The 22,281-nt window shown below is 66.9% G+C and carries 25 protein-coding genes; 12 read left to right on the top strand and 13 right to left on the bottom strand.

What is annotated here, in order from left to right; translation table 11 throughout:
* Positions 1-27 precede the first annotated feature (27 nt).
* Positions 28-1,230, bottom strand: coding sequence for a serine/threonine-protein kinase (locus ABQF13_RS15460; protein ID WP_448393650.1), 1,203 nt, complete (start codon positions 1,228-1,230; stop codon positions 28-30).
* A 46-nt stretch (positions 1,231-1,276) separates the two neighbouring features.
* On the bottom strand, positions 1,277-2,314 hold the full coding sequence (locus tag ABQF13_RS15455) for an oxygenase MpaB family protein (protein WP_448393649.1): 1,038 nt from the start codon (positions 2,312-2,314) through the stop codon (positions 1,277-1,279).
* A gap of 72 nt (positions 2,315-2,386) precedes the next feature.
* Here ABQF13_RS15455 and ABQF13_RS15450 point away from each other — a divergent pair, with 72 nt between their 5' ends.
* On the top strand, positions 2,387-2,971 hold the full coding sequence (locus ABQF13_RS15450) for a TetR/AcrR family transcriptional regulator (RefSeq protein WP_448393648.1): 585 nt from the start codon (positions 2,387-2,389) through the stop codon (positions 2,969-2,971).
* A gap of 3 nt (positions 2,972-2,974) precedes the next feature.
* On the opposite strand, the gene ABQF13_RS15445 is transcribed toward ABQF13_RS15450, so the two are convergent.
* The 3 genes from ABQF13_RS15445 to ABQF13_RS15435 all read right to left on the bottom strand — a co-directional run bounded on the left by ABQF13_RS15445 (position 2,975) and on the right by ABQF13_RS15435 (position 4,483).
* Positions 2,975-3,403 (bottom strand): PASTA domain-containing protein, encoded by a 429-nt coding sequence (locus ABQF13_RS15445; RefSeq protein ID WP_448393647.1) that lies wholly within the window; start codon positions 3,401-3,403, stop codon positions 2,975-2,977.
* 92 nt (positions 3,404-3,495) lie between these two features.
* The gene (locus ABQF13_RS15440; RefSeq protein WP_448393646.1) at positions 3,496-3,903 is read right to left on the bottom strand and encodes a hypothetical protein; all 408 of its coding nucleotides are present in this window, start codon (positions 3,901-3,903) and stop codon (positions 3,496-3,498) included.
* A gap of 124 nt (positions 3,904-4,027) precedes the next feature.
* Complete coding sequence (locus ABQF13_RS15435; protein ID WP_448393645.1) at positions 4,028-4,483, bottom strand: hypothetical protein; 456 nt, start codon at positions 4,481-4,483, stop codon at positions 4,028-4,030.
* A 195-nt stretch (positions 4,484-4,678) separates the two neighbouring features.
* Between ABQF13_RS15435 and ABQF13_RS15430 the strand changes: the two genes are divergently transcribed.
* The 4 genes from ABQF13_RS15430 to phoU all read left to right on the top strand — a co-directional run bounded on the left by ABQF13_RS15430 (position 4,679) and on the right by phoU (position 9,893).
* Positions 4,679-5,677, top strand: coding sequence for an acyl-ACP desaturase (locus ABQF13_RS15430; RefSeq protein ID WP_448393644.1), 999 nt, complete (start codon positions 4,679-4,681; stop codon positions 5,675-5,677).
* Positions 5,678-5,703: 26 nt separating this feature from the next.
* Positions 5,704-6,837, top strand: coding sequence for a tRNA dihydrouridine synthase DusB (gene dusB / locus ABQF13_RS15425; RefSeq protein WP_448393827.1), 1,134 nt, complete (start codon positions 5,704-5,706; stop codon positions 6,835-6,837).
* A 199-nt stretch (positions 6,838-7,036) separates the two neighbouring features.
* The gene (locus ABQF13_RS15420; RefSeq protein ID WP_448393826.1) at positions 7,037-9,133 is read left to right on the top strand and encodes an LCP family protein; all 2,097 of its coding nucleotides are present in this window, start codon (positions 7,037-7,039) and stop codon (positions 9,131-9,133) included.
* A 91-nt stretch (positions 9,134-9,224) separates the two neighbouring features.
* A complete protein-coding gene (gene phoU / locus ABQF13_RS15415) occupies positions 9,225-9,893 on the top strand; it encodes a phosphate signaling complex protein PhoU (RefSeq protein ID WP_448393643.1) in 669 nt (222 codons plus the stop codon).
* A 104-nt stretch (positions 9,894-9,997) separates the two neighbouring features.
* Here the strand turns inward: phoU and pstB are convergent, their stop codons facing one another.
* The 6 genes from pstB to ABQF13_RS15385 form a co-directional block, all read right to left on the bottom strand.
* Positions 9,998-10,774, bottom strand: a complete 777-nt coding sequence (pstB, locus tag ABQF13_RS15410) for a phosphate ABC transporter ATP-binding protein PstB (RefSeq protein WP_448393642.1) — start codon at positions 10,772-10,774, stop codon at positions 9,998-10,000.
* 8 nt (positions 10,775-10,782) lie between these two features.
* Entirely contained in the window at positions 10,783-11,697 is a 915-nt protein-coding gene (gene pstA / locus ABQF13_RS15405; protein WP_448393641.1) for a phosphate ABC transporter permease PstA, read from the bottom strand.
* Positions 11,694-12,737, bottom strand: a complete 1,044-nt coding sequence (gene pstC, locus ABQF13_RS15400) for a phosphate ABC transporter permease subunit PstC (protein ID WP_448393640.1) — start codon at positions 12,735-12,737, stop codon at positions 11,694-11,696. The genes pstA and pstC overlap by 4 nt, the downstream gene beginning before the upstream one ends.
* Before the next feature lie 46 nt (positions 12,738-12,783).
* Entirely contained in the window at positions 12,784-13,917 is a 1,134-nt protein-coding gene (pstS, locus tag ABQF13_RS15395; protein WP_448393639.1) for a phosphate ABC transporter substrate-binding protein PstS, read from the bottom strand.
* Between the two features lie 104 nt (positions 13,918-14,021).
* The gene (gene mshD, locus ABQF13_RS15390; RefSeq protein WP_448393638.1) at positions 14,022-14,942 is read right to left on the bottom strand and encodes a mycothiol synthase; all 921 of its coding nucleotides are present in this window, start codon (positions 14,940-14,942) and stop codon (positions 14,022-14,024) included.
* The gene (locus tag ABQF13_RS15385) at positions 14,939-15,724 is read right to left on the bottom strand and encodes a winged helix-turn-helix transcriptional regulator (RefSeq protein ID WP_448393637.1); all 786 of its coding nucleotides are present in this window, start codon (positions 15,722-15,724) and stop codon (positions 14,939-14,941) included. Before ABQF13_RS15385 ends, mshD begins: the two co-directional genes overlap by 4 nt.
* A 178-nt stretch (positions 15,725-15,902) precedes the next feature.
* Between ABQF13_RS15385 and lmeA the strand changes: the two genes are divergently transcribed.
* From lmeA to ABQF13_RS15350, 7 genes are all read left to right on the top strand, one after another.
* Positions 15,903-16,700: a mannan chain length control protein LmeA gene (gene lmeA / locus ABQF13_RS15380; RefSeq protein WP_448393636.1), complete on the top strand. Its 798-nt coding sequence runs from the start codon at positions 15,903-15,905 to the stop codon at positions 16,698-16,700.
* Positions 16,697-17,119, top strand: a complete 423-nt coding sequence (locus ABQF13_RS15375; protein WP_448393635.1) for a thioredoxin family protein — start codon at positions 16,697-16,699, stop codon at positions 17,117-17,119. The genes lmeA and ABQF13_RS15375 overlap by 4 nt, the downstream gene beginning before the upstream one ends.
* Positions 17,120-17,358: 239 nt before the next feature.
* Complete coding sequence (locus tag ABQF13_RS15370) at positions 17,359-17,835, top strand: DUF4395 domain-containing protein (RefSeq protein ID WP_448393634.1); 477 nt, start codon at positions 17,359-17,361, stop codon at positions 17,833-17,835.
* Positions 17,836-17,870: 35 nt separating this feature from the next.
* Positions 17,871-18,704, top strand: a complete 834-nt coding sequence (locus ABQF13_RS15365) for a sulfurtransferase (RefSeq protein WP_448393633.1) — start codon at positions 17,871-17,873, stop codon at positions 18,702-18,704.
* Between the two features lies 1 nt (position 18,705).
* Positions 18,706-19,008, top strand: a complete 303-nt coding sequence (locus ABQF13_RS15360; protein WP_448393632.1) for a DUF1416 domain-containing protein — start codon at positions 18,706-18,708, stop codon at positions 19,006-19,008.
* Between the two features lie 113 nt (positions 19,009-19,121).
* Positions 19,122-19,442 (top strand): DUF732 domain-containing protein, encoded by a 321-nt coding sequence (locus ABQF13_RS15355; protein ID WP_448393631.1) that lies wholly within the window; start codon positions 19,122-19,124, stop codon positions 19,440-19,442.
* A 132-nt stretch (positions 19,443-19,574) separates the two neighbouring features.
* Positions 19,575-20,204 (top strand): heme-binding beta-barrel domain-containing protein, encoded by a 630-nt coding sequence (locus ABQF13_RS15350; protein WP_448393630.1) that lies wholly within the window; start codon positions 19,575-19,577, stop codon positions 20,202-20,204.
* A 15-nt stretch (positions 20,205-20,219) separates the two neighbouring features.
* Here the strand turns inward: ABQF13_RS15350 and ABQF13_RS15345 are convergent, their stop codons facing one another.
* Positions 20,220-21,089 carry an ABC transporter substrate-binding protein gene (locus ABQF13_RS15345; protein ID WP_448393629.1) on the bottom strand — a complete coding sequence of 290 codons (870 nt, stop codon included), beginning with the start codon at positions 21,087-21,089 and terminating at the stop codon, positions 20,220-20,222.
* A 298-nt stretch (positions 21,090-21,387) separates the two neighbouring features.
* Positions 21,388-22,275: an aminodeoxychorismate lyase gene (locus ABQF13_RS15340; protein ID WP_448393628.1), complete on the bottom strand. Its 888-nt coding sequence runs from the start codon at positions 22,273-22,275 to the stop codon at positions 21,388-21,390.
* Positions 22,276-22,281: the final 6 nt, after the last annotated feature.

Below are 22,281 nucleotides of genomic sequence, written 5' to 3'. Positions count from 1 at the left end.
CGGATGTGATCGTCGCCTCCAGCGACTTCAGTCGTCGTCGCCGCCCCTCGGCCCCCTCGACCCGTCCGGACCCTTTGGCCCCCTTGGTCCTTTGGGACCTCGCCCGTTCTCGCCGCGGTCATTCCAGGGAGGTCCCTGCTCGACTTGCGCTGGTACGGGCGACGGCGGTGGCGGCAGCACCGACGGCGACGGGGTGGTGGGCACGGTCGTGCTGGTGCTGGCCGGGGTCGGTGTCGGCGGGCGCGACGCCGACTCGGCGATCACCGCGGCCAACGTGACCACCACGGCGACCAGCGCCGCGGCCACCCCGAGAAGCACCCCGGTGCGGTTTCGCGCAGCGGGCGGGCGCACCGCCATCGTCGTCGGCGGAGGCAGCGGCGCGGCCAGGACCTTGGTGGGTGGACGCTTTCCCGCGGGCGGCTCGAACCGGCCCGCCAGGCCCGCGCGCATCGACGGCGCGCTGGTGAACCGCCACCCCGGGTCAGGCGCCATCGCCCGCTCCACGACCGCTGCCAGCACGGGTTGCACGTCCGGGCGCAGCGCCGCGAGCGGTACCGGTGCGCTCTCCGCGATGGCGCGCGCCAACTCCGCGAAGTTCTCCTGGGGGAAGGCCCTGCGGCCGGTCAACGCCTCGTAGCCGACGACACCCAGCGCGTAGAGGTCGTCACACGCCGTCGCGGACGCACCGTTGATCCGCTGCGGGCTGAGATAGGCCATGGTGCCGACGATCTGACCGGTCATCGTGTCGGGGGTCGCGGCGCTCTTGGCGATGCCGAAATCGGCGACCTTGGTATGGCCGGATTCGGTGAACAGGATGTTGGCCGGTTTGATGTCGCGGTGCACGATTCCGGCGGCGTGCGCCGCGGTCAGGGCCGACAACACGTCGTCGAGGACGGACTGCACCTGCGGCTGTGCAAGCGGCCCGCGGGCGATCATGTCCGCCAGCGTGTGCCCCGACAGCCGCTCCATCACGATGTAGGGGGTGCCGTCCTGCTCGCCGCTGTCGTGCACGGCGACGATGTGCGGATGGCTGAGCGCTGCGGCTGCTCGGGCCTCGTGTTGGAAGCGCTCGCGGTTGACCGGGTCGGCCAGGAACACCGGGTGCAGCAGCTTTATGGCGACCGGTCGGTCGAGGCGACTGTCCCAACCGTCGTGCACTTCCGACATGCCGCCCCGACCCAGGACGCTGCGCAGTTCGTACCGGCCGCCAAGAACTTCTGGCGCCTGCATACCGGTAAAGCTAGCCATCCAACGGCTGGCGCAAACCTTCGGGTGGTCAGACCTTGGGGCTGTAGTAGTGCGGGTTGTCGCGGTACTCGACCGGCGGCAGGTTGCGCGCCGGCGTCTCCACCAGCGGCGCATCTGCAGGCAGCCGCCCGTGTGCGCGGTCCCAGGCAGTTCGTTTACGGGGGTGCATCAACACGCGCTTGGGCAGCAGCTTGCTGATCCGGTAAACCATGTTGCCGAACTGCCGGTGTAGCCACGCTTGGCGCGGCGACCAGGTGTAGCCCATCAACTCGCGCACCGGCGGGTCATACAGCCCCACGGCGAAGAAAGTCAGGACCCGCTGCATGACCTTCAGGTTGAGCCGCCACGCCCAATCGGGCACCCATTGCAGCGAGGGGTGCTTGGGCATCGTGGACAAATCCATGACTTCTCTTGCCGCCCAGTTGTTTTCTAGAACGTTGTGACACATGTGGTCCCAGTACTCCTGGAATTCCTCCCAGGTTTTGGGCACCGGCCGCATGCTCATCCCGTACATCCGGTACCACTGGACGTGCTCATCGAACAGCTGCCGCTTCTGGTCTTCGGTGAGCCCGCCGCCGAGCCATTCGGCGGCCAACAGCGTCGACTTGAAGAACGTGGCGTGCGCCCAGTAGAAGACGTCGGGGTTCAGCGCGTTGTAGCGACGCCCCTGGTCGTCGACGCCCTTGATGCCGATGTGGTAGTCGCGCACCTGCGCCCCGGTGCGCGGTGCGCGGTCGCCGTCGAACACCACACCGCCGATCGGGTAGACCGACCGAAACAGCCGCGGCATCCGCTCCCGAAAGAAGATCGAGTGCTGTTCCACGGCCGCGCCCAACTGCGGGTGCATATTTTGCATCGAACCCGCCCAGGGCCCCTGCAGCATGCCGGTCCACTGCCCGAAGTACTTCCACGTCAGCGAATCGGGCCCCAGCGGCTCCGGCAGGGAGTCATATCCCCCGCTGGTCACCGGGCAGCCAGCCGCCAGCTCTGCTGACTCGTCCCCCTGCCCTGTGTGCGGGTGGTGTCCCCAGGACACCGGGCGTGCATCGGACGTATCTTGAGTCACTGAAGAGCTTCCCATCCAGTCAGAGAGTAAATTCTGACTACAGGCGTTGTCAGCGACGAGCTTAGGAGGGATGTGGCCTCGGGTCAACGACGCGGTCGATGGTCCGGCGTTCCGCTGCGGGACCGTCAAGCGCTGCGCCGCGACGAACTCATCTCCGCCGGGTCGGCTCTGCTGGGCAGCGCGGACGGCCCGGCGCTCACCGTGCGCGCGGTCTGCCGGGCCGCTGGGCTGACCGAACGCTACTTCTACGAGAGCTTCGCCGATCGTGACGAGTTCGTTCGTGCGGTCTACGACGATGTGTGCGCGCGGGCGATGTCCACGCTGACGACCGCCGAGACCCCTCGCGAGGCGGTCGAGCGCTTCGTCGAGTTGATGGTCGACGATCCGGCGGGCGGGCGCGTGCTGCTGCTGGCACCGGAAGTGGAGCCGGTGCTGGTCCGCTCCGGCGCCGAATGGATGCCAAACTTCATCGAGCTGCTGCAGCAAAAGCTCACCCGTATCACCGAACCCGCGCTGGCGGCCATGGTCGCCACCGGGCTGATCGGTGCGCTCACCGCGCTTTTCACCGCGTACCTCGACGGTCGGCTGACCGCGACCCGCGAACAGTTCATCGACTACTGCGTCGGAATGCTGGTCGGCCGGGTACCGAGCTACTGACCGCTACTCGTCGGGCGTGACGACCGCCGCGAGTTCCTGCTCTTCGGTGTCGGCGGCTTCCTCCTCGGCGTCGGACTTGGCCGCCCGGCCCAACGGATGTTGCACCGATGCACCGGGATTCGTCTCCGATGCGTACGCGCCGGCGCAGTTCAACGCCACCATCATCTCGCCATCGGAGTGCTCGAAGTTGTCTCCGACTCCACGGAGGAACGACGGTGCCCATGCGGCGGTGACGATGCAGTCGTCCTCCTCCAGCTGGTCGCCGACACGCGTGGCGATGATCGGCTCCAGACCGGCCTCATCCATCGCGTCGGATGCGTCCGCGTAGCTCTGACCCACGTAATCTGCTGCGGCAGTGGGTGTTCCGAGCAGCACGAGCGTTCCCACCGCGCAGGCCGCAGCACCGACACCCAGCACACGTTTCGTCCTCATGCCGCCACATTCGCCCGGCGACATGAACGGGATAGAACGCCCGGATAAAGCGCGTGTGAATTCCGTTGCGTTTACGTAACGCTCAGCGGTTACTAGCTCTGCGCGGCCGACCTGGCGGCGGCGGCCTTCTCGGCTTTGGCGTCAGCCTCGGCTTTGGCCTCCCGGCCCAGCGGATGCTGAATCGAGGTGCCCGGGTTTGTCGCCGTCGCATAGTCGCCGTTGCAGTTCAACGACACCATGACCTCGCCGCGGTCCGAGCGCCCGTTGCGCACGAAGGACGCATCCCAGGCGTTGGTGACGATGCAGCCGCTCTGCGACAGGCGGTCACCCACTCTGGAGGCGACCACCGCGGTGCCCCCGCTGCTTTTGATCTCCTTCGTCGCATCCGAGTATTTCTTGCCCACCACATCGGGGTCGTCTTCGGCGGTTGCGATGCCCGCGCCCGACAAGATGGCCGCCGCGAACACGGGTCCGGTCCCGAAAACCATGAGTTTGTCCATGTCTTCCGACCTCCAACTTCCAGGCGAAAATCGCCGAAGTCATATATCGGAAAGCCTATGGCGCGCAGGCCTCGGCCGCCACCCCAGCGGGCCGTCTATCAGCAGATACGTCGGTTAGACGCTGTTATTGCCCCTGCTGCTGGCGGGCCGCGGCGGCTTGCCTGGCGGCCCGGTCTCGCGCGGCCTTGGCAGCCTTGGCTTCCTGCTCTTTCTTTGCTGCCCGGCCGGCGGGACTGGCCGCCGAGTTTCCTGGCGAGCCCGGCGCCGCCAACTCCCCGTTGCAGTTCAGCGCCACATGCACTTCGCGGTTGGCCACCGGGTTGCCGCGGCGGTTGGGGCGGCGGACCGCGGCATCCCACGCATTGGTCACCAGGCACCTCGACTCGGACAGGGCATTGCCAGTCCGCGTCGCCACCACTGCCTTGCCGCCTGAGCGCTGGATTATCCGCTTGGCGTCCTGATAGGTGCGGTTGGTGACATCGGGAGCGGCCTCTGCCGGTGGAGCCCCGGCGAGTAGGGTGCTGGCGGCCACCGACGTTGCGGCGACCACGCTCGCGACAATCCTGACGATCTTCACCACTCCGGGAACCTCCGCGTCGGCGCGTGTGCTGAATCGAGCGCGAACTGTTTGCTCGCCACGCATTAACAAGGGATGGTACCGCCTACAAAAGAGCCTTGTGATGCAGATGTGACAAGCGCGTGGCGTTACTTGAATGTCACCGGGGTACACAGATACTCTGAGTGCTACTAACAGGTACAGATAACTGGAGGCGCCATGCACGAGAACTTGACTGACCTCCACCTGCTGCATGAACTTGAGCCCGTGGTGGAGAAGAATCTCAACCGGCATCTGTCGATGCGGAAGGACTGGAACCCGCACGACTACATCCCGTGGTCCGACGGCAAGAACTACTACGCGCTGGGCGGCACGGACTGGCACCCCGAGGAGTCAAAGCTCTCCGAAGTCGCCCAGGTGGCGATGGTGCAGAACCTCCTGACCGAGGACAACCTGCCTTCGTATCACCGTGAGATCGCGATGAACTTCGGTATGGACGGCGCCTGGGGCCAGTGGGTGAACCGCTGGACGGCCGAGGAGAACCGCCACGGCATCGCGCTGCGCGACTACCTGGTCGTCACCCGCTCGGTCGATCCGGTGCAGCTCGAGCAGCTGCGCCTGGAGCAGGTCACCCGCGGCTTCTCGCCCGGCCAGAACCAGCAGGGCGATCTGTTCGCCGAGAGCCTGTTCGACTCGGTCATCTACGTCACGTTCCAGGAGCTGGCGACCCGCGTCTCGCACCGCAATACCGGTAAGGCGTGCAACGAGACCGTCGCTGACCAGCTGTTGGCGCGGGTCTCGGCCGATGAGAACCTGCATATGATCTTCTACCGCGACGTTTCGGAGGCCGGCTTCGACATCGCGCCCGACCAGGCCATGCACTCCCTGCACCGGGTGCTGCGCAACTTCAAGATGCCTGGCTACACGGTGCCGGAGTTCCGCCGCAAGGCCGTCATCATCGCCGTCGGCGGGGTCTACGACCCGCGCATTCACCTCGACGATGTGGTGATGCCGGTGCTCAAGAAGTGGCGCATCTTCGAGCGCGAGGACTTCACCGGCGAGGCCGCGCGGATGCGCGATGACCTCGGTGTGCTCGTTGAAGAGCTGGAGGAAGCCTCCCAGAAGTTCGAGGAATCCAAGCAGCGTCGGCTCGAGCGCGAGGCGCGCAAGGCCGAGAAGCTCACCGCCAAGAAGGTGCTCGCCTCCAGCTCTTCATGACGGCTGTAGCGCAAACCCGCCAACAGCTGCGGATCGGCCCGATCGCGCTACGCAGCCCCGTGGTGCTGGCCCCGATGGCCGGGGTGACCAACGTCGCCTTCCGGACGTTGTGCCGCGAGCTGGAACTGGCCCGGGTCGGCACGGTCAGCGGGCTGTACGTATGCGAGATGGTCACCGCGCGCGCTCTCGTGGAGCGTCATCCGGCGACCATGCACATGGTGACGTTCGGCGCCGATGAGTCGCCGCGGTCGCTGCAGCTGTACTCCGTGGACCCGCGGTACACGTTCGCCGCAGCCAAGATGATCGCCGACGAGGGGTTGGCCGACCACATCGATATGAACTTCGGCTGTCCGGTACCCAAGGTCACGCGCCGCGGCGGAGGTGCGGCGCTGCCGTTCAAACGCCGCCTGTTCGGCCAGATCGTCGCGGCCGCGGTGGCGGCCACGGAGAACACCGACATCCCGGTCACCGTGAAGTTCCGCGTCGGCATCGATGACGAACATCACACCTACCTCGATGCCGGGCGGATCGCCGCGGAGGAAGGTGCGGCCGCCGTCGCGCTGCACGCCCGAACAGCCGCCCAGCGGTACTCCGGAAAAGCGAACTGGGAGCACATCGCAGCATTGAAAGAGCACGTCAACGCCATTCCCGTGCTCGGCAACGGCGACATCTTCGAAGCCGACGACGCGTTGGCCATGATGGCGGCGACCGGGTGCGACGGGGTGGTCATCGGACGTGGTTGTCTGGGTAGGCCCTGGTTGTTCGCCGAACTGTCGGCCGCGTTCACCGGAAACCCACTTCCCGTCGCGCCGACGCTCGGTGAGGTCGCCCAGATCGTGGTGCGCCACGGCCAGCTGCTGGCCGACCATTTCGGCGAGGACAAAGGCATGCGCGACATCCGCAAGCACGTCGCCTGGTACTTGCACGGGTTCCCCGCCGGCACCCAGCTGCGACGCGCATTAGCGCTGGTCAAGACGGTTACGGAGCTCGAGGAGCTGCTCGGCCAGCTCGACGCGACAGTGCCGTTCCCCGATGCGGCGCAGGGCCCCCGCGGCCGCCAGGGCTCGGCCGCGTCGGTGGCGCTGCCCGAGGGCTGGCTGGCCGATCCCGACGACTGCACGGTCCCCGCCGGCGCCGAGGTCATGCACTCGGGCGGCTGACGCTGTCTCGGAGTCGTCTCGATACTGAGACGACTCCGACATCACAACTTTCAGGATGTCTCAGTACGATATGGATCTTGTTCGGTAATGGGCTCCCGTAGGCGGAGCCACGCAGGCGCTGTGACACGGCATGCGGCCCTGCGGACGTTCCATGCGCATTGGTGTGCGCGACGACGAAGAGTCGGAGGCCGGTGGGAACATGAGTGACGGCGACAGCCCAGGTGCTGGTGCCACTCCTGGCCCCTCCGGTCCGTCGGGGCCGGACCGGTCCACCGACGACAACCAATGGCTTACCCGAAGTGCCCGCCCATCGCCAGGCGCCGCGCCGTGGGAGCGCAAACGCCGCGCTGATCGCCGCGATCTGACGAATGCGGCGGACACCGGCAGCCACCCCGACCGCCTCACCGTCGCCGACCTGATCGCCCGGGTGAAGGGTGACACCGCCGTACCGCAGGGATTGCGCCGCCACCGTGCCGAACCCGAGGACGCCGAACCCGAGCAAGCCGAATCCGACGAAGCGGCTCCGCCCACCGACATCATCGACGCGGTCGAGGCCGACGAGCTGACGGACGACGAGCACGACACCGAGATCATTCCGGCGGTGCAGCTGCCGTCCTCGGAGGTGCCGGACCTGACCGCGCTGCGCGCGACCCGGCGGGTGGCGCCGACGCACGTCATCGCCCGACGGGGCAACGACGAACCGCACCGCCGCAAGCGCCGCCGGGGCCTGCGCTCCACGGTGGTGGTAGGCCGCGCGGCCGCGGCGTTGATGGCGGTGCTTGCGCTGGTCCTCACCGGCGGCGCGTGGCAGTGGCAGACCTCGAAGAACAACATGCTCAACCGGATTTCGGCGCTGGATCCGGACTCGCGCGACATCCTCGACCCGAACGCACAGTTCGGCGACGAGAACTTCCTGATCGTCGGTGTCGACAGCCGCATCGGCGAAAACAGCGAGATAGGCGCGGGCACCACTGAAGACGCAGCCGGCGCACGTTCGGACACCATCATGCTGGTGAACATCCCGGCCAACCGCGAACGCGTTGTCGGAGTGTCGTTTCCCCGCGATCTCGAGATCGAACCGATGCAGTGCGAGCCGTGGGATCCGCGCACCCGCGAATACGGCCCGATCACTGACCCGGACTCGCCGATGTACGGCGCCGAGAAGGTCTACACCGAATACAAGCTGAACTCCGCTTATGCCGTCGGAGGGCCCAAGTGTCTGGTGAAGGTCATCCAGAAGATCTCCGGTCTGTCGATAAACCGCTTCATGGCAGTGGATTTCACCGGCTTCTCCAAGATGGTCGATGCGCTCGGCGGCGTGGAGGTGTGCAGCACCACCCCACTGGAGGACTACGAGGTCGGCACGGTGCTGCCGCGCGCCGGCCGCCAGATCATCGACGGCCAGACCGCACTGCAGTACGTGCGCGCGCGCCAGATCACCACCGAGAACAACGGTGACTACGGGCGGATCAAACGCCAACAACGGTTCTTGTCGTCGCTGCTGCGCTCCCTGATCTCCAAGGAAGTGTTCTTCTCGCTGTCCAAGCTCAACAACGTGGTCAACATGTTCATCAACGACAGCTACGTCGACAACATGGACACCAAGGACCTCGTCACCCTCGGGCAGTCGATCCAGGGCATCGCCGCGGGCCGGATCACATTCCTGACCGTACCCACCACCGGCTACATGGACGAGTGGGGCAACGAACACCTGCGCGAGGAGGACACCCGGGCGATCTTCGACGCGATCATCAACGACGAACCGCTGCCCGAGGAACGCAACGCCGACAACACGCCGATCCCCGGCACCCCGGAGTCGTCGTCCGACAACGAGCTGATGAGCCAGACGCCGAGTCAAGGCGCCACTGATTCCAGCGAGTTGATCGATGCGGTGACCACGAACCCGCAGGACATCACCGTGCAGGTGTCGAACTCCACCGGTCAGAACGGTCTGGCCGCCAGCGCGGCCGAAGCACTGCAGACCCATGGCTTCAACGTCACAACGCCCAACGACTACCCGGGCCCACTGGACGAGACGACCGTGTTCTTCTCACCCGGTAACGAGGAGGCCGCGGCGACGGTGGCTTCGGCGTTCGTCAACCCGACCATCGAGCGGGTGATGGGTAAGGGCGACACCGTGCAGGTGGTGCTGGGCACCGACTTCGGCTCGGTGAACCCGCCGTCGCCGAGCGGCTCGACCGTGCAGGTCCACGTGGTCCGCGGGACCGGCGGCACGCCGACCGCGCTGCCCGAGGACCTCGCCGTCACCAACGCCGCCGACACCACCTGCGAATAGCCCCGCGGCCAGCGTTTTGCCAGGTGGCGTTCACCCCTGGTTCACCCGCACGTCGTGACGTCGGATACCGAAAGCCCGTAGGCTGACTGCCATGCGAACCGCGTACCACGAGCAACTCGATGCCTTGACGGCGCAGCTCGGCGAGATGTGCGGGCTGGCAGGCGCTGCAATGGAACGCGCGACCCAGGCCCTGCTGCAAGCCGATCTGGTGCTGGCCGAACAGGTGATCACCGACCACGAGCAGATCGCCGCGATGAGCGGGCGTGCCGAAGAAGCGGCGTTCGTGCTGCTGGCACTGCAGGCGCCCGTCGCCGGTGATCTGCGCGCCATCGTCGGCGCCATCCAGATCGTCGCCGATGTCGACCGGATGGGTGCGCTGGCCCTGCACGTCGCCAAGATCGCCCGGCGTCGCCATCCCCAGCATGCGCTGCCCGAAGAAGTCAACGGATATTTCGCCGAAATGGGTAGGGTCGCAGTCGAACTCGGTAACAGCGCCCAGGAGGTGCTGATCACCCGTGATCCGGAGAAGGCCGCCCGGATACAAGAAGAAGACGACGCGATGGACGATTTGCACCGGCATTTGTTCACGGTGCTGATGGACCGCGAATGGAAGCACGGCGTGGCCGCCGCGGTCGATGTGACGCTGCTGGGCCGGTTCTACGAGCGCTTCGCCGACCACGCGGTCGAGGTGGCCCGCCGGGTCATCTTCCAGGTCACCGGCAAGCACCCCGACGAGGAAAATCTGCCGGCGTCACGCTGACCCGACACACTGCGCCGAGTGTGCGGTTTCATCCGCCGTGCGCGCTTGGATTCAAGCGGTGTGTCGCGGATGAAACCGCACGGTCGCGAAGGTGGCGGAGGTGACTAGCCGAAGCGCCCGGAGATGTAGTCCTCGGTGGCCTTCTTGCTCGGGTTGGAGAAGATCTTCTCGGTGTCGTCGATCTCGATCAGCCGGCCCGGTTTACCGGTGGCCTCGAGGTTGAAGAACGCGGTCTGATCGCTCACCCGGGCGGCTTGCTGCATGTTGTGCGTGACGATGACGATGGTGAATTCCTGCTTCAGCGTGGCGATCAGTTCTTCGATCGCCAGCGTGGAGATCGGGTCCAGGGCTGAGCACGGTTCGTCCATCAGCAGCACATCGGGTTGCACCGCGATGGCACGGGCGATGCACAGCCGCTGTTGCTGACCGCCGGACAGCCCGCCGCCGGGCTTATCGAGCCGGTCCTTGACCTCGGTCCACAGGTTCGCGCCTCGCAGCGAGCGTTCGGCGACCTCGTCGAGGGCCTTCTTGTTGCGTACCCCCTGCAACTTCAGTCCGGCCACCACGTTGTCCCTAATCGACATGGTGGGGAACGGGTTTGGCCGCTGAAACACCATACCGATGGTCTTGCGCACCCCGACCGGGTCGACACCGGCGCCGTAGATGTCCTCACCGTCGAGCAGCACCGAACCCTCGACGCGGGCGCCGGGGATCACCTCGTGCATCCGGTTGAGGGTGCGTAGCACCGTGGACTTTCCGCAGCCCGAGGGGCCGATGAACGCCGTCACGTTACGCGGCGGAACGGCCAGCGACACGTCGGCGACGGCGTGGAAGGAACCGTAGTAGATGTTGACGTCTTTGAGGTCCAACCGCTTTGCCATAGGAGCTCCTAAACCTTCTTGGGCGCGAACAGCTTTGCCAGCAGCCGCGCCCCCACGTTGAGGACGGCGATCAATAGGATCAGCGTCAGGGCGGCGCCCCACAGCCGGTCGGTGGGCACCGGGTTGGCGCCGGCGCCCGCCGATGTCTGGTCGTACATCATGCCCGGCAGCGACCCCATGAACCCGCTGAACATGTCGAAGTTGATGGCCTGGCTGTAGCCGACGAGGATCAGCAGCGGCGCGGTCTCACCCATCACCCTGGCCAGCGCCAGCATGATGCCGGTGACGATGCCCGACAGCGCAGTCGGGATGACGATGCGCGCAATGGTTTTCCACTTCGGCACACCCAGCGCGTAACTGGCCTCCCGAAGGTCCATTGGCACGATGCGCAGCATCTCCTCGGTGGCGCGCACGATGACCGGAATCATCAACAGCACAAGCGAAAGCGATACCGCAAGGCCGGACCGCTCGAACCCCAGCGTGGCGACCCACAGCGCGTAGATGAACAACGCCGCCACGATCGAAGGGACGCCGGTGAGGATGTCCACCATGAACGTGGTGAGCTTGCCCATCCGCGTGCCGCCGCCGTATTCGACCAGATAGATGCCGACGAAGATGCCGATCGGAATCGAGATGGCCGCACACACCAGGCCCTGCAGCAGGGTGCCGACAATGGCGTGGTACACGCCGCCGCCGGCCGCAAAGGCCGTCATACCCGCCTGCGAGTACCACCACCAGTCGCTGTCGATGATGACCCCGAAGCCCTTGACCACCACCGAGTAGAGCACCCAAAGCAGCGGAACCAACGCGATCAGCACCGACAACGTGACCAGTACGGTCGCAAGGTTGTTGGTGATCTTGCGGCGCAGGCTCACACCCTGAAATGTGACCGCCTTGACGGGCCGATCCAGCGTAGCGGTCATTTGGCACCTTTTCCGGCAACCGCGGCACGGGCCAGCGAGTTGACCACGAACGTCAGCACGAACAAGACCAGACCGGCCGAGATGTAGGCGCCCGCCTTGAACTGGTCGTTGAATTCCGAAGCGGCAGAAGCGATCAGGCTTGCGAAGGTGAAGCCGCCGTCGAACAGCGACCAGCCGAACGCTTCCTGGGTGCCGCGCAGGATGATCAGCAGCGCGATGGTCTCACCCAACGCACGCCCCAGGCCGAGCATGCCCCCGCTGATGTAACCCGACATCCCGAACGGCAGCACCGTTGTGCGCACCACCTCCCAGCGGGTGGCGCCCAACGCCAGCGCGGCCTCGATCTGGCCGCGCGGGGTCTGAACGAACACTTCGCGGGTGACCGCGGTGATGATCGGCAGGATCATCACCGCGAGCACGATGCCCGCGGTGAAGATCGTTCCGCCGCCGACCACCGAGGCGGTGCCGGTCTTGAACAAGAACAACCAGCCGAGGTTCTCGTTGAGCCACTGTGCGGCTGGCGCGATCACCGGGGCCAGCACATACAGGCCCCAGACGCCGTAGATGATCGACGGCACCGCGGCCAGCAGGTCGACCATGTAGGCCAGCGGGCCGGCCACCCGCCGCGGCGAGTACTGGGTGAGAAAGATCGCGATCCCCAGCGCCACGGGCATCGCGAGCACCAGCGCGAACACCGACACGAACACCGTTACCTGCAGCAGGTCCAGCACGCCGAAGTGCATCGCCGACGTATCGGTGGTGATCCAGTTTCCGCCGTAGAGGAAGAAGTTCTCTTCGTTGCGGGCCAGTGCCGGGATCGCGCGCCACAGCAGGAAGAACCCGATCGCCGCGATGAGAACGACGATGAAGATCCCCGAGCCCTCCGCAAGCGCGCTGAAGACCCGGTCTCCCGGTCGAACCTTCGCGTTTCGCGACGGATCGAGGGAGATGGGGCGCGGTTCGCCATACGGTTGGGCGATCGCCTCGCCGGAACCTGCGTCCGACGGATTCGGCGTTGTCACATCGACCCCATCACTCATCGATTTGGTGCTCATACTCGCCGCTCCAGTATCGGTTGCAGCCGAACTACTGTATTGCGTTCACCGCCGTCAGCAACCGCTCCTTGAACCGGTCGGGTAGCGGAACGTAGCCGGCGGCGGGCAGGTCGGACTGACCCTGTTCGGACGCCGCGGCGGTGATGAAGGACTTGACCGCTGCGGAGGTGGCGTCGTCGTAGCCCGCCGAGCAGACGATCTCGTAGGTGGCCAGCACCAGCGGATAGGCGCCGGGCTCCGTGGTGCCGTACAGCGAGTTCAGATCCAGCACCAGATCGTTGCCCTCCGAGGCGAACTGGGCGGCGTCGATCGCCTTACCCGCGGACTCGTCGGTCAGTTCGACCGCGCCGGCACCGCTGTCGATGGCAGCGAACGGCACGCCGCCCTGTTCGGCGAAGCCCTTTTCGACGTAGCCGATGGAGCCGGGCGTGGCCTGGACGGCCTGCACGACGCCCGCCGACTTCTGCGCGCCCTCACCTGCGCCACCCTGAAACTCGCTGCCGGCGCCCTTGGTCCAGCTCTCCGGCGCCGCAGCGGCCAGGTACTTCTGGAAGTTGTCGGTGGTGCCCGAGGAGTCCGACCGGTAGATCGGCGTGATCGGCGCGTCGGGCAGCGTGGTGCCGCCGTTGAGCGCGGCAATCGCCGGGTCACTCCAGTTGGTGATCTGGCCCTGGAAGATCTGGGCCAGCAGATCCGCGTTGAGCACCAGGCTGTCGACGCCCTCGAGGTTGTAGGCCATCGCGACCGGACCGAACACCAACGGCAAGTGCCAGGCCGGGTTTCCGTTGCAACGCTGGGCGGCGGGCTGCACCTGCTCGTCGGACAGTGGGGAATCCGAACCCGCGAAGTCGACCTGGCCCGCGATGAACTGCTGGCGCCCGGCGCCTGAGCCGGTCGGGTTGTACGACATGTTCTTGCCCGCACACATCTGGCCCCAGGCCTGGTTGAACACCGCTACGGCGTTCTGCTGTGCCGTCGAACCCTCGCCCGTGATCTGGTCCTTGCCGTCGCACTGCTCCGACGCGGTGTCGGTGCCCGTGGCACCGGTCTGCGTCGTTGCGGCGTTGTTGTCGCTGCCGCACGCGGACAGCGTCAGCGCGGCGATCGCCGACGCCGACAAGATCTTGCCGAGCGGCGCGCCAGTGCCCAAGCTGAAGAACTTCACGTATCCCACTTTCGGTCGACGAGGTTGGTCCTCCGGCAACGTATGCGGCCCCGGTGGACACCGCGGGGATGGAAGGTAAACGGACGGTGAACAGGTTCGGCTAGTCACTGGTGTGCCGCGTAGGCGGCATCGACCGCGAAAACCTCGAAACCCAGTCTCTGGTATGTCTTTACCGCCGCGGAGTTATCTCCTTCGACGTATAGCATCACCGTCGGTTGTGAGCTATTCGACAAGCGGTCGGCAAGGTGGTGCAGGCCAATCAGGGTGAGCAACCCGCCGAGCCGGCGGCCCTGCGCGGCCGGGTCGACGCCGACGACGTACACCTCGCCAAGATCGGCGTCGTGCACTTCGCCGCGGGGCGCGGCATGGATTTTCGTCCAGTGGAAGCCCAGCAACGCACCGGTCTGCTCGTCGAAGGCCAGAAACAGCCCGGCCGGGTCGAACCACGGTTCGGCGCGCCGCTCGGCGAGGTCGGCTTCGGACCACCCGCCCTGTTCGGGGTGCCAGACGAACGCGGCGTTGTTCACCCGCAGCAACTCGGCGTCGTCGTCGGGCTCGGAATAGGTGGCGATGCGCACCCCATCGGGAACCGTGACGGGCGGCAGATCGGTGAGCGGGCGGCGCATCTGCAGCAGTTCGCGCACCACCACCATGTTCAGCGCGGCGGCGGTGGCGCGGGCCGGCTCGAGGTTGCCGTGCGCCCAGATCCGGGTGCCCGGGCCGCCTTCGGCGAGGCCGGCGCGCGCCAGCGTCGACCCGATACCGCGGCGCCGGGCCTGCGGGTGCACGACCAGCTCGGCCATGGGCGGTTCGGGCGCCACGTTCAGGTAGCCCACAATGGCTTGGTCCTCGACGGCGTGGTCCTCGACGGCGACGAGATGTCGGGTGCGGTCGCGCGGCAGCTCCCGTAGCACCTGATCGCCCACCGGGGCGACGCCGTCGACGGCGGTGGCGACATCGATCAGCTCGCGAATCGTCCGCTGGTCGTCAGTGGACAGGCCGGTGCGCCACTCGAACGCCGTCACTGACTGCGCATCGGGTCGGCAAGCGAGTCGGGCACTGCGTTGGGCATGGCTTCGTGCGGCGGCTCGTCGTCGACGTCGTCGACCAGCTCGGACGCCGGGGCCGATTGGCGGGCGCGGGCGGGACGCACGGCCTTGTAGCCGACGTTGCGCACGGTGCCGATCAGCGACTCGTATTCGGGGCCGAGCTTGGCCCGCAGCCGCCGCACGTGCACGTCGACGGTGCGGGTGCCGCCGAAGAAGTCGTAGCCCCATACCTCCTGGAGCAGTTGCGCGCGGGTGAACACCCGGCCCGCGTGCTGGGCCAGGTACTTCAGCAGCTCGAACTCCTTGTAGGTCAGGTCCAGCGGCTTGCCGCGCAACCGCGCGGTGTAGGTGCCTTCGTCGATCGCCAGTTCACCGAGGGTGATCTTGCCGACGTTCTCCTGGTTGGACACGCCGCCGCGGCGGCCCACGAGCAACCGCAACCGGGCGTCGATCTCGGCGGGCCCGGTGCTCGGCAGCAGGATCTCGTCGAGACCCCACTCCACGTTGACGGCCACCAGCCCGCCCTCGTTGACGACGGCCACAACCGGAACCGAGGTGCCGGTGGTGCCCAGGAGGCGGCACAGCCCGCGGGCAGCGGCCAGGTCGGTGCGCGCATCGACGATGGCCACGTCTGCGCTGCCGGCCTCGAGCAGCGATGAGACCTCGGTCGGGGCCGTGCGCACGGTGTGCGGCAGCAGCGCCAATGACGGCAGCACCGACTCAGGTCGTGGGTCGACGGTCAATAGCAGTAGATCCAACTGGCCCTCCAGCAGCCATTGGGGACCTCGCCGATGACAACGGTGTCGCTGGTGACTTCCCAGTTTCATAGCTGACATGTGGCCGTTACCCGGCCGTTAGTCATCTAACGATAGCGTGCCACCTGCTGGTTAGCCGCGCCGAACCGGTCGATCCGACGCTGTGGGCCAGAATGTGCGGGTGCGCAAGCTACTGATCGGAGTGCTGGCAACCGTGACGGTCGTGGTCGTCGGCGCGGTCGGGGTGGATTTCGGCGCGGCCATCTACGCCGAATACCGCCTGGCCAGAAGCGTGCGCACGGCGGCGGACCTGCAGCACGACCCGTCGGCGGCGATCCTGGGGTTCCCGTTCCTCATCCAGGCGGCCGACCGTCATTACGACGAGATCGAGATCCGCGCGGCCAGCGTCGACAACGCCGTCGTCGGCAAGGCGTCGCTGGAGGCCACGCTGCACGACATCGACGTCACCGAGGCGTCGTGGCTGCTCGGCCCCGACGCGCGCCTGCCGGTCGGCAAGGCCGAAAGCCGCATCATCATCGACTCCACCCATCTCGGCCGGTTCATGGACATCACTGACCTTCTGGTGGAGGCTCCGACCCGGGAGACCAACGACTCCACCGGCGGAACCACCGAATCGGGCATCTCGAGCAATCGGGGGGTGGTGTTCACCGGAACCCCCGACAAAGTCGGGTACCACGAGAAGGTGAGCATCGCAGTGGACCTCGAGGTCACCGGGCCGGACCAGACCACGTTGGTGATGACGGCCACCGAGGTGCTGACCGGGCCTGGCACCGCAGACCAGGAGGTGCCCGACGACAAGAAGCCCGCGGTGCTGGAGGCGTTCTCGGCCAGCGTGCCGGGGCAGTCGTTGCCGTTTGGGCTGGCGCCCACTGCCCAGGGAGCACGTGGTTCGGACATCATCATCGAGGGCATCGCCGAGGGAGTAACGATCGCGCTCGACGAGTTCAGGTTGTCATGAGCACTTCGTGGGTGTTGGTGGTCACCGTGCTGGTGGCCGCGTTCGGCGTGGCTTATGTGATCAGCCGTTTGCTGGCATTGCGCGAGCAATTGCGCAAAGCCGGTGAGGAAGCCGCCAGCATCGACACCAGCGGCCTCGGTTTGTCGACCACCGGGCCGACCGTGCTGCACTTCAGCGCGCCATGGTGCGGACCGTGTGCGGGGGTGCGTCGAGTGGTCGAGCAGGTGTGCGCCGAGTTGCCGCAGGTTGCGCACCTCGAGATCGACATGGACGCCGATCCCGAAGCGGCCAAGCGGCTTTCGGTGCTCTCGCTGCCGACGACCATCATCTTCGACGCCGACGGACGGCCCCGCTACCGCACCACGGGGGTCCCCACCGCGGCGGACCTGCGCTCGGCGCTGGCACCGCTGTTGGCCTGAGCACCATGTCATTGGGTAAGCTTTCCCGCGTGTCCGCCCGCACCGAGCGTCAGCTCGCCACGCATCGGGAGCCGATGCTCACCAAGCGCCGCGCAGTCGATCTGTGCCGCGTCGCGGGTTCTTCCTGTTGTTGTTGTAGCTGCTGAGCGCAGCTGCGCACTCTAAGCGCGCGCGCTCGGGGCCAGCCGTTTCGGCTTGCTCGCAATCAGCCCAGCCCAACCGCTCAGGAGTGTGACTCGATGTCGACCGATCCCCGCCCCACCACCGCCGACGTGGACGTGCGCGGTCCCAGGTTCACCGCATGGGTGACCACGGCCGTGCTGGTGATTGCCCTGTTGTTGTCGGCGGTCAGCGAACTCGGCGCCGCGCTGGTACTGGGTGCGCAGGCCGCGGTGTTCGCCGTCGGCGCGGCGCTCGGCCCGCGTCGTCACCCGTACGGCCGGGTGTTCGCACACCTGCTCGCGCCCCGGCTGGGTCCGGCCACCGAACGCGAACCGGAACCGCCGCTGAAGTTCGCGCAGCTGGTCGGGTTGGTGTTCGCGACGGCCGGCGCGGTCGGGTTCGCCACCGGGCTCACGGCGCTCGGCCTGCTCGCCACCGGGCTCGCCCTGGTGGCGGCGTTGCTCAACGCAGCCTTCGGCATCTGCCTGGGCTGCCAGCTCTATCCGCTCGTCGCCCGGTTCCGTAGGAATCCGCGCGTTACATCACCCGCATAGGGTCCAAAGCCCAAGCAACCGAAAGGATTTCATACATGGCACGCTCCGACGTCCTAGTCACCGCAGACTGGGTGCAGAGCAATCTCAACACCCCCAACATCGTGTTGGTGGAGGTCGACGAAGACACCAGCGCCTACGAAGACGGTCACATCGAGGGCGCGGTACGGCTCGACTGGAAGACCGATCTGCAGGATCCGGTGCGCCGCGACTTCGTCGACGCCGAGCAGTTCTCCAAGCTGCTGAGCGAACGCGGCATCTCCAACGACGACACCGTGGTCCTCTACGGCGGCAACAACAACTGGTTCGCCGCCTACGCGTACTGGTACTTCAAGCTGTACGGCCACGAGGACGTCAAGCTGCTCGACGGCGGCCGCAAGAAGTGGGAGCTCGACGGCCGTGCGCTCGTCAAGGAGGTGGCGGACCGGCCGTCGACCAGCTACACCGCCAAGGCCCCCGACAACAGCATCCGCGCCTTCCGCGATGAGGTCATCGACGCCATCGGCACCAAGAACCTCGTCGACGTACGCTCCCCCGACGAGTTTTCGGGCAAGATCCTGGCCCCGGCGCACCTGCCGCAGGAGCAGAGCCAGCGGCCGGGCCACATCCCCGGTGCCATCAACGTGCCGTGGAGCAAGGCCGCCAACGACGACGGCACGTTCAAGTCCGACGAGGACCTGGCCAAGCTGTACGCCGAAGCCGGCCTCGACGGCGAGAAGGAGACCATCGCCTATTGCCGGATCGGCGAGCGCTCATCGCACACCTGGTTCGTGCTGCAGGAACTGTTGGGACACAAGAACGTCAAGAACTACGACGGCAGTTGGACGGAATACGGCTCCCTGGTAGGGGCCCCGATCGAGTTGGGAAGTTGATATGTGCTCTGCACCAAAGCAAGGTCTGACGTTGCCCGCCAGCGTTGATCTGGAGAAGGAAACGGTGATCACCGGCCGTGTTGTCGACGGCTCGGGTCAGGCGGTCGGCGGCGCGTTTGTGCGACTGCTCGACGGCTCGGAGGAGTTCACCGCGGAGGTCGTGGCATCGGCCACCGGCGACTTCCGGTTCTTCGCCGCACCCGGCACCTGGACGGTGCGGGCGCTGTCGCCGGCCGGTAGCGGCGACGCCAGCATCGCGCCGTCCGGCGCGGGCATCCACGAGGTCGACGTCAAGGTCGCCTAGCGACGGGCACGCTCTTCGTAGCGAAACGCTGCGTGGGGCGTCCCTCGCGGTCCACCATGGGATCGGTCCTGCGCCACTGCAGGCCGGGGGATCCGATCTTGGGGGGCCCGTTCATGGGATTTGCACGTGCCGCAGGTGTGGGCGCCGCGGTGGCGATGTCCGCCCTGGCCGCTGCGCCGCTGGCCGGCGCGGACGCCGACGATGAATTCCTCGACGCGTTGGCCGACAACGGCCTGTCGTTCCCGCCCGCGGCGGTCGACAACGTCATCGGCGGCGGGCACAGCGTGTGCCAGGGTTGGTCGGCCGGCGACAGTTACTCCGACCGCGTCGCCGATGTCGCCGCCAATATCGGTGGCAGCCAAAGCCTCGCACGGGTCTTCGTGGACGCCGCCACCAGCACCCTGTGCCCGGAGTACGAGTCCGAATTGCCCTGATTCGGTAGACCGACGGCCGCCAACTAAACTCGACGCCGTGGTGCTGTTCTTCGAGATTCTGCTGGTGGCAGCGGTTGTGGTGATCACCTGGTTCGCTCTTTACGCGCTGTACCGGCTGGTCACCGACGAGTCGTGACCTCCGGCGACGACGCGGTAGCGGCGGCGGCCGAGCGGGCCAAAGCGACCGCCTCGCGCAACATCCCGGTCTTCGCCGATCTGCCCGGCCCGCGCGACACCGCCAACCTACGCGAAGGCCCCGACCTCGACGATGCGCTGCTGGCCCTCCTCCCGTTGGTCGGGGTGTGGCGCGGCGAGGGGGAAGGCCGCGATACCGGCGGTGACTACCGCTTCGGCCAGCAGATCGTCGTCTCCCACTGCGGCGCCGACTACCTGATCTGGGAGTCGCGGTCGTGGCGACTGACCGAGGACGGCGAGTACGACCGGCCGTGGCTTCGCGAATCGGGCTTCTGGCGCTTCATCAGCGACCCTGCCGACCCGTCGGAGTCCGAGGCCATCGAGCTCCTGCTGGCGCACTCCTCCGGCTACATCGAGTTGTTCTACGGGCGCCCGCTGTCCGCGTCGTCGTGGGAACTGGCCACCGACGCGCTGGCCCGCAGCAAGTCAGGGGAGCTCGTCGGCGGGGCAAAACGGCTCTACGGCATCGTCGAGGGCGGCGATCTCGGCTATGTCGAAGAACGGGTCGACGCCGACGGCGGTCTGGTGCCGCATCTTTCGGCCCGGCTGTCACGCTTCGCCGGATAACGCCGCGCCGGCTCCTCAGGTGAGCACCGGCGCCTTACCCGCGTCGGTCAACCACTTGGTCTTCAGCTCGGCCAGGGTGCCGTCGGCGCGCAGCTCTTCGACGACCGCCGACACACAGGGGGTCAGCGAACTGTCCTTGTCGAGCACGATGCCGAACTGTTCGACATCCTCGGTGGTGGCGGGCAACTGGCCGACCATGACGCCGTCGCGGATCTCGTCGGCTACCGCGAACGCGGTCGGAAGGTCGGCGACCAGCGCGTCGATCTCCCCTTCCCGCAGCGCCAGTTTCGCGTCGCTGTTGGTGTTGTAGACCTCGACCGATTTCGCGTTGCCCATCGACAGGGCCGCGGTGTAGCTGGTGGTGCCGACCTGCGCACCCAACCGCAGCGGTTTCAGCTCGTCGAGGGTGCCGGCGTGCGCCGCGGGTGAGGACTTGACCGTGACAACGGCCTGGGTGACGTCGAAGTACGGCGACGAGAAGTCGACAACGGCCTTGCGCTGATCGGTGATGGAGAATTGAGAAATGCTGGCGTCAAAGGATTTCGGGCCAGTGGACAGCGCCTCACTGAACGGCACCCGCACCCAGCGGACGTCTTCGCCGGTGTAGCCCATTCTGGCCGCGACCGCATACGCCACCGCCGATTCGAACCCTTCTCCGTTGGTGGGGTCGTCGCCGATGTACCACGGCGGATAGACGGGCTGGTCGGTGCCGAACGTGAAGACACCCTTGTACAGGGTGGTCAGCCGGTCCTCGCGGCAGTCCTCTGCGGGGGGCGTTGCGTCACGGGCGATCGGGGCGCACGAGGTGAGCACCAGCGCGGCCAGCAACGCGCCGAGCTTCCAGGCGATGCGCATGGCCGCATCATCGCCCAGCCCCCGACGCAAACCAAGCTCGTTGCGACAACGGTTTCCTACCGATCCGGGCCCGAAGATGGGGCGGCCCCCGAGCCGTGTGTTCCTGGTTGGACAAGACCGAGGGGCTCGGGGGCCGGGTGACTGCGGGGAATTCGCCAGCGCGCACAGGACGCGAAGAGCCGTGCGCTCATCCCCCTGGCGCTGCTAGCTCGCAGCCACCTCACAAGTCCATAAGTCACTCAAAATCTTGGACCACCTCCTTCCCTGTGTACGAGCGAAGTTACCCGTGCGCCACCGCGCCGACAAGCGATTAAGGACGGTTACGCGCTCAGCGATCGCTGACGATGGCGGCGTCGACCAGTCCGGTGAACTCCGCGGCCAGCGGTGAAGCCGCCACCGGCTTACCGTCCAACGTGTGCACACGCGCGGCCAGCGTGATGCTCGACACCAACCAAATGCCTTGTGCGGTAAGCAAATCCGCTGGTCGCAGGGCACGATAATCGCAGGCGTAACCCTTGTTGCGGGCCACCTCGAACAGGGCCTGCTGGGTGGTGCCGCGCAGGATCGGAAACCAGGGCGGCGGCGTGAGGAACACCGGACCTGCGGCTTCCCGGCCGGTTTCGGTGACGATCACCACGGTCGAGCGCGGCCCCTCCAGCAGGTAGCCGTCGGAGCCGACGAAGATCACGTCGTCGGCGCCGTGTCGTTCGGCGTGGCGCAACGCGGCCATGTTCACCGCATAGGACAGCGTCTTCGCACCGGCCAACAGCCACGGCATCTCATCGGCGCCCTTGGCGGGCAGCCCACGCGCAAGCGTTATCGCGGCCACGCCCCGGGTCCGCGCGGCGGCGACCCTGGCCGGCAGCGCGCCGATGGTCGCGTACCCGCTGGGCGCCGAACCACCTTCCCGGCCCCGGCTGTAGACCAGCCGCAGCACGCCCTCCTCGGAGCCGCCGTCGAGCCAGCCTTTCACCGCCACACCGATGGCGTGGCGCCACTGCGGCAGGTCGGGTGCGGGTAGCTCGCACTGCTGCGCGGAGCGGGCCAGCCGCGCCAGGTGGGCTTCCAGCAGACAGGGCCTGCCGTCGCGTACCAGCAGCGTCTCGAAGACGCCGTCACCGCGGACCGCGGCGAGATCGTCGGCGTACAGCAGCGGTTGGGCCGGGTCGTGCAGTTGCCCGTCGATGGTCACGACGACGGCGTTCTGGCTCGCCATGGCCAA

Source organism: Mycolicibacterium sp. XJ879 (assembly GCF_053483935.1).
The sequence above is the reverse complement of the archived record's forward strand: the minus strand, read 5'-3'. Positions and strand labels throughout refer to the sequence as shown.